The organism is Sphingobacterium nematocida (assembly GCF_900168125.1).
Classification (GTDB): Bacteria; Bacteroidota; Bacteroidia; order Sphingobacteriales; family Sphingobacteriaceae; genus Sphingobacterium; species Sphingobacterium nematocida.
Genome location: NZ_FUZF01000011.1, coordinates 107,669 through 120,471 on the forward strand (window position 1 = coordinate 107,669; position 12,803 = coordinate 120,471).

Sequence of the window (12,803 nt, forward strand, 5' to 3'; positions counted from 1 at the left end):
ATTTGCTCAGATATTTAAGGTCTCGAAAAAATGACGGCAATATGGCGCCTTATTATCTGGCATCAAAAACGTGCCTGGAAGGCTTGCAAATCACCCATCCCTTTAAAAACTACTTTTATACTATCGGTCTCTACTATGGTGAAGGCGCTCGCATCAGGATAGGCAATACCGATTATGATTTAACACGTGGAAGCCTGTTAACGATTGGTCCCGGAATGACCTGCCAATGGCTCAATACAAGTTTCCCCTCAAATGACACGCTGTTTTTTTATGATGATATTTTTTTAAATAATTTCGGCAGGTCATTTTTCTATTCCCTCGAATTTTTTTGCCCCGATGAAAAGAGTGTAATGCAACTCACCGACAGACAATTTGAGGAATTGCAACAGCTTTTCAGCACGCTTCGGGCAATCGCTGATAAACCCGAAGCAGTATCGGGAATATTATATTCAATCCTGATTATTGCACAGAAATATTTCTGGAACCTACACCGGGGCAATAAAAAGGAACTCAACGGTAAGGAACTTACCGTTGTAAAGTTTAGAGAATTAGTTTCAAAGAATTTCTCTGAATATAAAGATGTAGCTTTTTATGCGGAAAAGTTGCATATATCACCAAAATACCTGAGCGAAATATTAGTTGAATACTCCGGGCTTTCAGCAAAAAAATGGATTGAGTTTCATATTATGCAGGAGGCAAAGTACCTGTTGAGCTTTTGGAATATGTCTGTTAAAGAGGTATCGTTTCAGCTTGGTTACACAGATACTTCTCATTTTTCACGGGCATTCAAAAGTTACGACGGCCAGCTCCCCACCGAGTTCAAAAATACAGTTGAAAATCCTACGTAATCGTTGATTCTAAATCAAAAACAGAAAAAACTACATTTTTTACCGTCATTCTTACAGTATTGAGGGCCAGGCTTCTCCATATCTTCGTAGGGTACTACAAAAACGTACAATGAAGTTTAGATACGATGGTTTTATCGGGATGGTAAATGCTATCGCTAACGCCTGTTTCGCAGCATAGCAGTCTTCCTTTCGTTACAAAAAGACAGGACAAATCACCTGCGAAAGAAAAATATCCTAAACTTCTTGTCACGTTTTCAGCACCTCATGTGTCAATAGATTAAACGCTGGTTGGCTGTAGTCATTTTTCAGGCGCAGCTTAGCACAAACAATGAAATCTAAAGGGAACGATGATAGAAACAACGAAAATAAAACACTTGTTGGCCTGCCTGTTTTTCTGCATGTGGTGCTTGCATATCTGGGCGCAGATACCTGTAGAAATCAATGTAGGCCATTCGGGTTACTATTATCAGCATATGTTTTCCGGCAAAATCATTGCGGAAAAGCCGTTTGGATTTTTTAATACGTCTTCTATTTTGCTTCCTTACGACAAAAAGCGGGGGATTGAAGTGATGAGCCAATCGTATCTTACTTACGAAATAAATAAACGCTGGGCAACCGGTTTGGGCTCTATTTATGCACCAGGAAATCGGTTTGTACCTTCGGCTTTTGTTTGGTATTTCAACAAAAAAAATGATATATCGTATCTCATTTTTACGAGAATGGATGTTTGGTCTAAACCCAGTTTTGAGTTGTTTGGTTTTGTGGAATATCAAGGCAGCAAAATTCAGGATTTCAATCTTTATGCGCGTTTGCAGCTTCAATATATTACTTCAATGCATTGGAACGGGCATTTAAAGAGCGTGCAATATGCAAGATTAGGAGTGGACAATAAAGGTGTACAATATGGTTTGGGTGTAAACTTTGACCAATACGGGCCAAATACTAAACAGTACAGCAACTTTGGACTTTTTGTGCGAAGAGTATTCTAACAGAACTTTTAAAATACAATTAAAGATGAATATCAATAACATAAAAACAGAAACACCTCGCAACAAAAGGGGGAGCGTAACGGTACTTGGATTGGGTAATATGGGAGCCTCTATAGCCCATACATTTATCAATCAAGGTTATGATACTGTTGTATGGAATCGCAATACTGAAAAATGTAAACCATTGATTCAAGCAGGTGCTGCAACTGCGGAAACCCTTGGTGGAGCAGTTTCTGCCAGCAAGACGATTGTGATTTGCTTGTTAAACAATACTGCGGTAGATGAATTGCTTAGACAGCTAACTGGTTCGGTTGCCGGAAAAGTATTCATCAATTTAACGAGCGGCACGCCTGCTCAGGCTCGTGATTTTGCGGAGTGGGCAGATACACATAACGCTTCCTATATAGACGGAAAAATCTTGGCTGATCCTGTAGACATAGGAACCAGCAAATCTCAGTTATTATTCAGTGGTAAGCCAACTGTTTTTGATGCACAGTATTCGCTGTTGGAAAAACTAGGTGCGATTACTTACTACGGAGAAGACGCAGGAGCCGCGGCTGTTGATTTTTTAGCTCAGGTAACTATTGGCTATGAATTTTTAATCGGCTTTTTGCATACCCTTCAATTGGTGCATAAAGAAGGTGTGGATTTGGCCGCTTTTGCACATCGGGTTGCTGGGACGCTACAGGGCTATGGCCCACTGCTGTCGCTAATGGTCAGTGAAATTCAGTTGGGTACTTTCAAGCCCGACTTGGGTCCACTTCAGGTTCAGGCCGCTATGTTTGATGACTTAATTGGCCACCGTGAATCGCAAAATATTGAAACGGTTCGGATGCGGGAAATCAAAAGCCTGATGGACCGCCGGATAGATGATGGGCATGGTGATCAGGGGTTTTCAAGTCTATTCGAACTATTGGGAAAACAATAGCAATTACCTGCATTACACGCAATAATTCATAAAAAAGAAATCATGAAACAGAAATTTTTTAGTACACACAATGATTATACAGGTCTGATCATTCGCCTGACAATAGGCATCGTTATGTTTCCACACGGAACACGGGCTATGTTGGGCTGGTTTGGTGGCTATGGGTTTACCCAAACTTTGGAGGGTTTGCAACAGATGGGACAGCCGTGGCTGGTGGGGCTATTGGTTATTTTAATAGAGTTCTTTGCACCCATTTTTATAATAATGGGGTTTGCCTCCCGTTTTTGGGCGATCCCAATGGGAGGTCTTTTTACAGGGATTATTTTATTGGGAGGACATCTTGAGCATGGATTTTTCATGAACTGGTTTGGCGATAAGGAAGGTGAAGGATTCGAATATCATTTACTGATGCTCGGCTTATGTCTGGCACTATTCATTCAGGGAAGTGGAAAATATTCAATGGACGATTTGATATCAAAAAAACTCAGAGCTTAAATTTAAATAACGATGATTCCTATTCATGAATTTTTGTGGTTTGCTTTAGCAGCCCTCCTGATGGTTATCAGTCCGGGACCAAATATGATTTATCTTATTTCCCGAAGTATCACGCAAGGCAAAACAGCCGGGCTTGTTTCTCTGTTAGGTGTTATAAATGGTTTTCTATTTCATATCGCCCTGGCAGGATTTGGGTTGACGGCTATATTATTGGCTGTTCCCTTTGCATACGGGATACTGAAAATTTCGGGCGCTATTTACTTGTTGTACCTAGCATATCAGGCCATTAAACCCAATGACAAGACATTTTTCGAAGTGAATGGACATGTTCCCAAATATAGGCCTCGAAAACTGTTCCTGATGGGCTTTTTTACCAATGCGTTGAATCCCAAAATGGCTGTATTTTACCTGTCGTTTTTCCCTCAATTTATCAAGCCCGAATATGGTTCCATATTTGGTCAGAGCATGGCATTGGGTATTACACAGATTATCATTAGCTTCACTATTAATTTTGTTATTGTAATGACCGCCGCAAAAATGGCTTCTTTCCTTACAAAAAATCCACTTTGGGTAAAAGTACAAAAGTGGTTCATGGCCAGTATATTGACTATTTTGGCAATAAAGATGGTGCTTTTAAAAGCTAAATAATCATACACAAGACCAATAAATATGGAAAACAGAATAGACATACAGCAGCTGGAGCCGGATGCATTTAAAGCAATGTTCGCTCTGGAAAATTACCTGCAACATTCGGGGCTTTCTAAAAGGCATTTCTATCTGATTAAAATTCGTGCTTCGCAAATCAACGGTTACGCTTTTTGTATCAACATGCACACTACGGATGCATTAAAGCAGGGTGAAACCGCACAGCGAATTTTCCTGCTCAACGCCTGGAAAGAAACCGGATTATTTACCGAGGAAGAGAAAACAATTTTAGCCATAACCGAGGAAGTAACCCTAATCAGCCAAAACGGGTTAAGCGATGAAACGTACAGACAGGCCGAACAACTTTTTGATGGAAACCAAATTGCACAGATCATCATGGCAGTTGTTACCATAAATGCATGGAATAGGATTGTGATCAGCACCAAGAAAACGATAGAATAAACAGAAAACGAACTAAAAATGATACTCAATTATGCAAACAATTTCCAAATCGCTAAAAAGATTATTATCCGCCCTTATACTCTCCAATATCATTTTTATGGCGAGTATCGTCTACTTATACTTAGACAACAAGCAAAACATTAATGCGGAAAGAATAAATATTAATGATGCCTCGGGAAAAAATCGAATCGTTATTGCAAACACAGACAATATTCCCGAGCCCATTGTTGCTGGAAAAACCTATAAACGAGCTTATGCACCGGCAGGTCTTATATTTTATGACAAGAACGGCGACGAAAGAGGAGGTCTTGCCATAACCGATAACAAGGAGACCAACCTGAACGCGCTCGCATTTGACTATCAGAATGCCGATGCCATCGGTATACTGGCGCAGGACAATAAACACGACAATTATTTCAGGGCTGGGCTGGTGATCAATGACAAAGACCTGTCGGGGAAACCCGGACATAATATCAACCGTATCAACCTGATAACGGAAAACGGGAATGCGGCTTTGGTAATGAAGGACCACAATGAAATACCGCGGATTATTCTAAAGGTTGATAGTGTAGGCAACCCGTCTATCGAAATGTTCGACAAAGACGGTAAACTGAACTGGAAACGATAAATACAAGTCTTATGAAACAGACATTAAAAACCATCATCATACCCATTCTTATGGCGGTGAATACTTTTGGTCAACATCAAAATCGATTAAAAATGGAACAGAATAACAGAGAAGAACGTACTGCTACGGAACAGGTTGCCGTCATCGATAAAATCAGCATTCCCCAAAAAGCTATCGCGGCGTATTCCGAAAACTCGCTTTTCATCAGGAATACACTACGGCAACAGCCCGGCTTTGTAAAATATGAAATCTTTCAACAGACAGGCGATAGTGGAGACCTTCGGGTTATTACGGTTGCCACCTGGGCAGACAGACAGCGGATGGACGATGCCAGAGTGGTTATACGGGAGGCAATGCAAAAAGCAGGGATTAAAATGCCCGCGTTTTTAGAGCAACATGGCATTACGATGGAAAGGGGTATTTATCAGACGGTCGAGGAGTAAGCAAGCGTACCCAATAATTACCTTGAAGAAAGCATAAAACAGTGATGTCTTAAAGTCTTTGAAAAAAAACTTGACCGGATTCAGCAAGAAACGGATTTTAATAGATGTATGATATCGTTAATTTTAAAAGAATCAGCAAAGTTGAGTAGAAATCATAAAAGGTACTCTAATATGCATATTAAAAGTTATCCCTCCATTTTATACTTCGGCACAGCGGTAGTACTTATCAGTACTAAAAATCCCGATGGCACAGATAATCTTGCGCCTATGTCTTCGATTTTCTGGCTAGGTTGGAGGTGCATCATTGGGCTTGGGGCTTCCTCCCAAACTGCCCAAAACCTTTTGGTAACCAAAGAGGCCGTCCTAAACATGCCATCGGTAAACGAAGCAAAGGCCGTGAACCTATTGGCCAGAACCACGGCGGCTAATCCTGTTCCTCAGTCTAAAATATTAAAGGGCTATCGTTTCGAAAAAAATAAATTTGAAATAGCCGGATTGACAGGAACCCCCGCCGAAACCATCAATGCCTCCCGGATTAACGAGTGCCCTGTACAAATGGAAGCTGTTGTCATGGACATTCACAAATTAGCTGAAGACGAACCTCTACAGCAGGGGAAGATTATCACATTTGAACTAAAGATAAACACGGTATTTTTGGATAAATCAATTACTATGGATAATCATCCAAATCGGGTTGATCCCGATAAGTGGAAACCTCTTATTATGAGTTTTCAGGAGTTTTATACACTTGGCGATAAATTACATGAATCGACGCTCGCAGAAATTCCTGAAAATTTATACAGTACATATGATAGGAAATCAGCACAAGAGAAAGTTTAGCGAAAACCAAAATAATGACTAAGAAATGATTACAAAGGACGAAATTTTAAATTTCGAGAACACACTTTACGGAGCCATCAAAAATAGTGATACGGAAGTACTCGACAACCTATTGCATGCTGATTTGCTTTTTATAATTCCCAGCGGTCAGACGATAACCAAAGAAATGGATTTGCAAACGTATCGTGAGGGAAACTTAAAAGTAAACGAGATTACTCCCAAAGTAGAAGAATTGAATATCATAGCGGATTTGGCTGTCATTACTTTGCAGATGGAGTTAAAAGGAAATTATAATAACGAGCCTTTTGAAGCTAAATATAAATATATCCGTTTTTGGAAAAAGTTCCCCGAAGGCATAAAAGTAATTGGCGGAAGCGGAATTGCCATTTAATCAAACATCTCGACAGCGAGAAACTTTAACAAAATTTTAAAACCAATGCAGAAGAACTATAATAAACTCCTGACCTATGCCTACAATATTGTCGGTTCTTACGAAGATGCCAAAGATCTGGTGCAGGATGTACTGGAAAAATACATTTCATTGGATAAATCAGATATCCGCCACGAATCCAACTTTTTGATCAAGAGCACTATCAATCATGCCATAAATTTTAAAACTCGCCAAAGTAAAAAAGAAGTTTTCGGCGAATGGCTTCCCGAACCTGTTTCATTTGATAATGCCGATGCAAAACTTATTAGAGACGAAACGGCAAGCTATACCATGCTCGTGCTGTTCGAGTACCTGAACCCAAAAGAAAGAGCAGCTTTCATATTAAAAGAGGGCTTCGGTTATTCACATGCTGAGATAGCCGAACTGCTTGAAATAAGCACCGAAAATTCACGTCAGCTATTGAGCAGGGCCAACAAACAATTGAAATACAGTAAATACTCAAGTTATACCCCCCATTCGGGTCACTCATTTGAGACCGTAGGCAGGTATCAGAAAGCACTGGCTCAGGCTGACATCGTGGAATTGCAGAACTTATTGGTAAACGACATAAAACTCAGTGCCGACGGAGGTACGAAGGTGCAGGTAGTGAGCAGTTCGAAAATAGGAAAAACAGCTACAGCGACTTTATTGGTTTATGTACAGCAGCATTTTCTGATGGGAAAAACATTTACCTTTCAATTTTTCAATCATCAACCTGCTATCTGCTTTTGGGAGCATGAAAAGCTCCAAAACTGCCATATCCTTCAATTAAGTACAGATGGATTGATCCAGGAAATATATTCCATTGTTGACCCGGATAAACTAAAAAACATTACCAAACTGTCACATATTTAGCATTCAAATTGTCTTCCATAGAAAGAGTAAAAAAGATGAAGACATTATTGAGAATTGACAGTAGCTTACGTTTAAAAAATTCCTATTCCCGCAATTCGGGAGACAATTTTGTACGGGCATGGAAAGAACTGAATCCGGAAGGGAGCATCAACATACGGGATGTAGGCACCTCCCACATTCCCCATCTTGAGCAGGAAGTACTTGAGAAATTTTATACTTCCAGGGATACTTCAGACCGCCTAAAATTGTCTAATCAGTTGATAGCAGAATTATTCGGGTGTGATGAAATCCTTATCACAGTGCCTACGTATAATTTTGGTATTCCCTCCTCGCTAAAAGCGTACTTCGACCTGGTGTTGCGCACGGGTAAAACTTTCAGATACGACGAGGACAAAGCAATCGGCTTGCTTCAGAATAAAAAAGCATACATTCTCTCCGCTAAGGGGGAACCTAAATCAGATATGCCCAATCTAGTGGAAATGCATCTGCAGCAGATATTGAATTTTATTGGCATTAGGGAAATTTACTATTATTCATTGGACGGAACGGATGATAAAGAATCTGTCAAACAACAACTAAACCATCAAAAAGAATTATTTACGAACATCTTAAACAAATAAAAATGGAACAGGCAGAAAAAGCAATCGAAGCATTTGTAAAAGCTGGCGACAATCGTGATGTAGCAGCATTGGAAAGTATATTACATCAAAGCTTTCAGAATATACAGGATGGTTTTTTCGATGAGAAGGGAATTTTTATATTCTCAAAATCTGACTATATCGAACTCATCCGCACCAAGCGATTCGGAGGAAGCACAAGGAGCTTGATCATAAACAGCATAAAGCAATCCGACCATATGGCTATCGCACACACGACGTTGGAAAGTGAATCTCTTATCTTTCATTCATTGATAATATCTATTCGAGATAATGGGCATTGGAAAATATTAAATAACACACCTACAATCGAAGTAAAATAAAGAATAGCTGTGACTAGAATTTCTGTCCTCATTTTTAAATAAATAGCAAGTAGAGTTTTAAAAGCAGTCAAAATTACATTATTGGTAATAGGGGCTTCCGAAAGTATTGCTTTTTGGAAGTCCCGAATTTTAATATCTTAAATAAAAATGCTAGTTAATCAATCATTATAACAGAAGCGGCGGAGTTAAACATCTTATTCCGTCATCATACATATAAATGAATGGATAAATTTTACAACGAAACTTTGTATGAACTTGAAATAGCAATCACTTTATAGGTATGCTTATACTTTCTTCGGTGGAAGATCGAACGCAATGGCTTCATGCTCAAAATGCCCATTGTGTGCACCATCGCAAAACGGTTTGTTTTTTGAAAGCCCGCAACGACAAATCGAAAGTACCGTTCTACCTTGCAATCCGTAGGCATCCCCATTTCTATCTACTATTTCAAAATCGCCTTCTATCTTTACCGATCCGTTATTGTTTATTGTAAGTTTTGTTTTCGACATGTTAATTGTAATTATTCTGTTTTTCACAATAATAGCACAATGAAATGAATACTTCATGATTTCACTTCTATTTAGAAACGTTCCTTTTAACGATACCACGAAACTATCGTTTTTATCAACGACATATTCATTCCAGTAAAAATTATCACACTTTAATCACCTCAAAACTTATAGAAAAGAGGTCGGGTTTAGTACCAAAGAGATCACAAAAAGCTCATGCCCGGCTTACATCAACCTCTTTTAATCTAAACAAAAGGCATATTCTTTTTGCGCAGCCAATAAAAGCGCTGCGGCACTTCCTATCCAAACCGAATAATCGAGCGGTGCTTTCGGTCCCAAGGAGATTGTCATAGAGGCGGCAAAAACCAGTAATAGCAGGCTGCTTCCGTATGCGGCTATTTTAATTTTATATCCCACAATCAACATCAACGGAAAGAGTATCTCCAATCCTGTAGCAACATAGGCAGACAACGTACTCAGTACCTCCGGTAAGAAAAATGTTAACTTTCTGGTATAGGCTTCAAAATTAGCCATACTGCCCCAGGATGAATACTCCGCTGCCCAACATCCAAACCTATCTGCTACTGCGGAAAGCATTGTTATCGAAAGTGCCAATCTCAGAAATAATTGCGGAAATTTATGGGATACATTCATCATCGTTTCAATATTTAATCTAACACTAATTTAGCACTTTTCGTGCACTAAAAAATTGAACTGGTTCAAGATAATATGCAAAGAACACTGGCATGATTGTAGCTCTATCATTAAACAATATAGACAGGTTAAACAGCCAATGAACGACCAAACTCCAGCAATTTTCTTAGGTTCGAAAAGATCGTCCCTGGCCTCTGTAAAAAACAATATGAGGATATATTTACTTTTTCTTTTTTGCATCGGCAGTGCGTATGCACAGCCGGGGGGACAGATCACCGTAGGCTTTGCAGATCGCTATGATAGCCTTCCTACCCTAGATTTTAAGCCGGCAGCAGCAGATCGCTATGAAAAGCTCAGTGCTGCACCTCCCCTTGTACAAACAGGAGTTACCCTCAAAAAGAACGAGATCACTGTTCCCACAGCGCAAGGCGGCATTCTATTAAAACCTTATGACGATCAATCGCAGGGGGATGGATTCCGTGGATGGGAATATAAAGGCTACCTACCGATACCAAAGATGCATGCACTTGTTAGCCAACACGTATCAGAACATTTGGGATTTAGCGATATGGTGCTCTTGGACAGTATCTCGGCCACACGTTATGTCATTGCTTCAATCGGCGATGGTGCCGTTGAAGTGCCTATTCCATCCCCAAAAGGTCAATTTTTAGTTTATTATTACAATTATGTATACGAGCGCAATAGCTGTTTCGTCGGAGTTCTCCGCATAGCTGAGCCCAATAATTCGGCAGAGTTTCGCTTGGCCGAGCTGATGAGCTTTCAGACCAAAGACTGGGCCGTAAAAGATATCCGATGGATCGACGACCATTCTTTTATTGTAAAAGCCTATACGGTACAGAGAACAAGTACTAGTGAGAGAAAACAATACGCTTATTACCTAGCGAAGATTAACATCTAACCCATCCTCCATCCTATGCACCGACTATTACTATTTATCCTACTGGCGCAGATAGCCTGTCAGTCGCCCCAAAAAGAGGTACCGCAAGCCAAAGATTCCGTCACAACAGTCACAACAGATACCGTCCATTCTGTAGACAGCACGAGCGTGTCCAAATCCGATGACAGGGCTCTCGATATTATGCTGGCAGAGGATATCCGATTCAACGGTCAGTTGAAAAGGTTCTTCACAATGAGCGATTTTGAAAAAGTGTTTGGTACCCCCGATAGTGTTAAGCTGTTGCAAGACGAGGCTCCCTGTATCACGATTTTTGATACCGAAGCTCCCGATGACAAGTACCTGTACAAAGACGGTTCCCGCTTTGAAACGCACCAACAGCAAGTGGCCGTAGATGAATTCTGGTTCACCAACGACAATTACATCAGCTATAAGGGCATTCGAATAGATGGAAACACCACGGTCAATGCTATTAAAACGCTATTTCCGGATGCAGTAATGGGCAAGATAAACGAATACAGAGAAGGAGAATTGCAGTTAATGATACTAAAGGAAGATAAAGATGGAATTTCTGATGGACATATCAAGCTATTTTTTAAAGACGATAAAGTATATTTTATGCATTGGTGGTTTCCCTGTTAAAGCAATTACTGGTTTCATCAACACAGTTTATAGGCTTCAGGACAGCAGGCTTTTCAAAGCACTTCCTTTCAAATAGCATACATCCTTAACTTTCTAATATTTTCTGCGCCGCATCTAAAGTAGCCTTGTCCCGGGCTAAACATTTTAATAAGTTGCTCTCATTTTGAATAAGAATGATCGAATCCATTTCCTTACCGATCCATAGTTTATTCGGATACGAGAAGGGGTTCAGGAATTGGTTCCAATGTTCTTTAATTGGGACGTACAACCCATATCCCCAGATTTGCATCTCCAACTTGTCAACCGCCTGTTGCCATAGCCAGTCCACGTATTCCGTCAGTAATAAGGTCGAGATATCGAACTCATACGATTCCCAATTGTCTTTTACTTTGATTTGAGGAATAAAATCCGCGGCATTATTTACTTCATCCCTTTTCGCTCTAAATAGATCAGCACTTCGGGTATTGATAATAAATTCGACGCTATCATCCACCTCTTCTACCAGCAAGAAAAAGGGAAACACCTTCCCCGGAATAGCACCAGTGAAAGGTTTGAAACAATTTAACCAGTTTTTATTCCTTTCGTCATTTTCTTCCATGTCCAGATCGAAAAGCGTTTGGTATATCGTTGTCAACTTTATTTCCAATTCCCTGTTGGTCATATTCCTTGTAGCTATAGTTATAGGGTGTTTTCTATATCCTTAACACGTTTAAACACTTGGTGTTCGATAGAGTGGTTACTGGCTTTTATTTCCTTTCCGTTTTCATCCCAGTCGACCTGTCTTACTTTCAAGTGCAATTTGCCTTTAATGATTTGCAACTCTACGTAATCGTTCTCATGTTGCTTCGCCGGTATAACCAACAGCTCCCCTTTTGGTATTGCCCGCAGGGTACGCGCAGGAGCCATACCGTTGCCGATGTCCGTAAAAAACGCGTAATCCTTGCCTTCTTCAAACCGGATACGTACCGTATTGGTACCATATTTTTGATTGTACTGCCAGATACCTTCAAATGCTTTGCGCACAGCTAAAGGCATACGGTCTGTTTGTGCGACCGCAAAAGTACTTATTAGCACCATCCATAAACAAAATAAGGGCTTCATGATGTCTCGTTATTTTTCATGCAGCTCATACCCCAATGCACCCGACGGACATCGATCAATCTGTTCGATCAACTCCCTGGTAGAGGCCTGATCGGCTGTTATCCAAGGCTTTTCTCGAGGATGATACACTTTGGGGAGCGATTTGACGCAAACACCGGCGTGTATACATTTTGACGGTGTCCACAAGACCGTAATCTCTTCATTGGCAGTATATTTTTTAGTTTCTCCCATGACTGAAAATTTTAAAATGGACAACTTTATACTTTACTATAGAAAGTTACGAATTGTTCGCTTTAGAACAAAAATAAATCCTGAAAACCATCTCGATTAGGTATCACGTAGATCTACATCTCTTTTTTTTCCTTGTCTTTCTTAAAGATAAAATAGACCGTCATTAGGAAAGTTAAAATATATATGACCGCCAATGCAGGCTTTTCAA

20 protein-coding genes are annotated in these 12,803 nt (G+C 40.1%); 15 read left to right on the forward strand and 5 right to left on the reverse strand.

Annotated elements, in window-relative coordinates; translation table 11 throughout:
- Positions 1 to 41: 41 nt before the first annotated feature.
- From B5X76_RS12840 to B5X76_RS12900, 13 genes are all read left to right on the forward strand, one after another.
- On the forward strand, positions 42 to 848 hold the full coding sequence (locus tag B5X76_RS12840) for a helix-turn-helix domain-containing protein (RefSeq protein ID WP_176141063.1): 807 nt from the start codon (positions 42 to 44) through the stop codon (positions 846 to 848).
- 347 nt (positions 849 to 1,195) lie between these two features.
- On the forward strand, positions 1,196 to 1,837 hold the full coding sequence (locus B5X76_RS12845) for a hypothetical protein (RefSeq protein WP_139375302.1): 642 nt from the start codon (positions 1,196 to 1,198) through the stop codon (positions 1,835 to 1,837).
- A 25-nt stretch (positions 1,838 to 1,862) separates the two neighbouring features.
- A complete protein-coding gene (locus B5X76_RS12850) occupies positions 1,863 to 2,765 on the forward strand; it encodes an NAD(P)-dependent oxidoreductase (RefSeq protein WP_079643513.1) in 903 nt (300 codons plus the stop codon).
- A 42-nt stretch (positions 2,766 to 2,807) separates the two neighbouring features.
- Positions 2,808 to 3,260 (forward strand): DoxX family protein, encoded by a 453-nt coding sequence (locus tag B5X76_RS12855; RefSeq protein WP_079643514.1) that lies wholly within the window; start codon positions 2,808 to 2,810, stop codon positions 3,258 to 3,260.
- Positions 3,261 to 3,272: 12 nt separating this feature from the next.
- Positions 3,273 to 3,908: a LysE family translocator gene (locus B5X76_RS12860; protein WP_079643515.1), complete on the forward strand. Its 636-nt coding sequence runs from the start codon at positions 3,273 to 3,275 to the stop codon at positions 3,906 to 3,908.
- A gap of 21 nt (positions 3,909 to 3,929) precedes the next feature.
- Positions 3,930 to 4,367: a carboxymuconolactone decarboxylase family protein gene (locus B5X76_RS12865; RefSeq protein ID WP_079643516.1), complete on the forward strand. Its 438-nt coding sequence runs from the start codon at positions 3,930 to 3,932 to the stop codon at positions 4,365 to 4,367.
- Between the two features lie 31 nt (positions 4,368 to 4,398).
- Positions 4,399 to 4,995 (forward strand): hypothetical protein, encoded by a 597-nt coding sequence (locus tag B5X76_RS12870; protein ID WP_139375303.1) that lies wholly within the window; start codon positions 4,399 to 4,401, stop codon positions 4,993 to 4,995.
- Positions 4,996 to 5,006: 11 nt separating this feature from the next.
- Positions 5,007 to 5,438 carry an antibiotic biosynthesis monooxygenase family protein gene (locus B5X76_RS12875; RefSeq protein WP_139375304.1) on the forward strand — a complete coding sequence of 144 codons (432 nt, stop codon included), beginning with the start codon at positions 5,007 to 5,009 and terminating at the stop codon, positions 5,436 to 5,438.
- Positions 5,439 to 5,609: 171 nt separating this feature from the next.
- Complete coding sequence (locus tag B5X76_RS12880; protein ID WP_079643572.1) at positions 5,610 to 6,278, forward strand: flavin reductase family protein; 669 nt, start codon at positions 5,610 to 5,612, stop codon at positions 6,276 to 6,278.
- Between the two features lie 25 nt (positions 6,279 to 6,303).
- On the forward strand, positions 6,304 to 6,669 hold the full coding sequence (locus tag B5X76_RS12885; RefSeq protein WP_079643519.1) for a nuclear transport factor 2 family protein: 366 nt from the start codon (positions 6,304 to 6,306) through the stop codon (positions 6,667 to 6,669).
- A 45-nt stretch (positions 6,670 to 6,714) separates the two neighbouring features.
- Positions 6,715 to 7,563 carry a sigma-70 family RNA polymerase sigma factor gene (locus B5X76_RS12890; RefSeq protein ID WP_079643520.1) on the forward strand — a complete coding sequence of 283 codons (849 nt, stop codon included), beginning with the start codon at positions 6,715 to 6,717 and terminating at the stop codon, positions 7,561 to 7,563.
- Positions 7,564 to 7,598: 35 nt separating this feature from the next.
- Complete coding sequence (locus B5X76_RS12895) at positions 7,599 to 8,183, forward strand: FMN-dependent NADH-azoreductase (RefSeq protein WP_079643521.1); 585 nt, start codon at positions 7,599 to 7,601, stop codon at positions 8,181 to 8,183.
- 2 nt (positions 8,184 to 8,185) lie between these two features.
- A complete protein-coding gene (locus B5X76_RS12900; RefSeq protein WP_079643522.1) occupies positions 8,186 to 8,542 on the forward strand; it encodes a nuclear transport factor 2 family protein in 357 nt (118 codons plus the stop codon).
- Between the two features lie 284 nt (positions 8,543 to 8,826).
- Here the strand turns inward: B5X76_RS12900 and B5X76_RS12905 are convergent, their stop codons facing one another.
- Both B5X76_RS12905 and B5X76_RS12910 read right to left on the reverse strand, forming a co-directional pair.
- Positions 8,827 to 9,051, reverse strand: a complete 225-nt coding sequence (locus B5X76_RS12905) for a CDGSH iron-sulfur domain-containing protein (protein ID WP_038696638.1) — start codon at positions 9,049 to 9,051, stop codon at positions 8,827 to 8,829.
- A gap of 240 nt (positions 9,052 to 9,291) precedes the next feature.
- Complete coding sequence (locus B5X76_RS12910) at positions 9,292 to 9,708, reverse strand: DoxX family membrane protein (RefSeq protein ID WP_079643523.1); 417 nt, start codon at positions 9,706 to 9,708, stop codon at positions 9,292 to 9,294.
- A 205-nt stretch (positions 9,709 to 9,913) separates the two neighbouring features.
- Between B5X76_RS12910 and B5X76_RS12915 the strand changes: the two genes are divergently transcribed.
- Together B5X76_RS12915 and B5X76_RS12920 are read left to right on the forward strand one after the other, a co-directional pair.
- Complete coding sequence (locus B5X76_RS12915) at positions 9,914 to 10,624, forward strand: hypothetical protein (RefSeq protein ID WP_139375305.1); 711 nt, start codon at positions 9,914 to 9,916, stop codon at positions 10,622 to 10,624.
- Positions 10,625 to 10,639: 15 nt separating this feature from the next.
- A complete protein-coding gene (locus B5X76_RS12920) occupies positions 10,640 to 11,263 on the forward strand; it encodes a hypothetical protein (RefSeq protein ID WP_079643525.1) in 624 nt (207 codons plus the stop codon).
- Between the two features lie 85 nt (positions 11,264 to 11,348).
- On the opposite strand, the gene B5X76_RS12925 is transcribed toward B5X76_RS12920, so the two are convergent.
- Genes B5X76_RS12925 through B5X76_RS12935 form a run of 3 tightly spaced genes read right to left on the reverse strand, consistent with a single transcriptional unit; the run spans position 11,349 to position 12,595 of the window.
- The gene (locus B5X76_RS12925; RefSeq protein WP_079643526.1) at positions 11,349 to 11,924 is read right to left on the reverse strand and encodes a hypothetical protein; all 576 of its coding nucleotides are present in this window, start codon (positions 11,922 to 11,924) and stop codon (positions 11,349 to 11,351) included.
- Positions 11,925 to 11,941: 17 nt separating this feature from the next.
- On the reverse strand, positions 11,942 to 12,364 hold the full coding sequence (locus B5X76_RS12930) for a hypothetical protein (RefSeq protein WP_139375306.1): 423 nt from the start codon (positions 12,362 to 12,364) through the stop codon (positions 11,942 to 11,944).
- 9 nt (positions 12,365 to 12,373) lie between these two features.
- A complete protein-coding gene (locus B5X76_RS12935; RefSeq protein ID WP_079643528.1) occupies positions 12,374 to 12,595 on the reverse strand; it encodes a (4Fe-4S)-binding protein in 222 nt (73 codons plus the stop codon).
- Between the last annotated feature and the right edge of the window lie 208 nt (positions 12,596 to 12,803).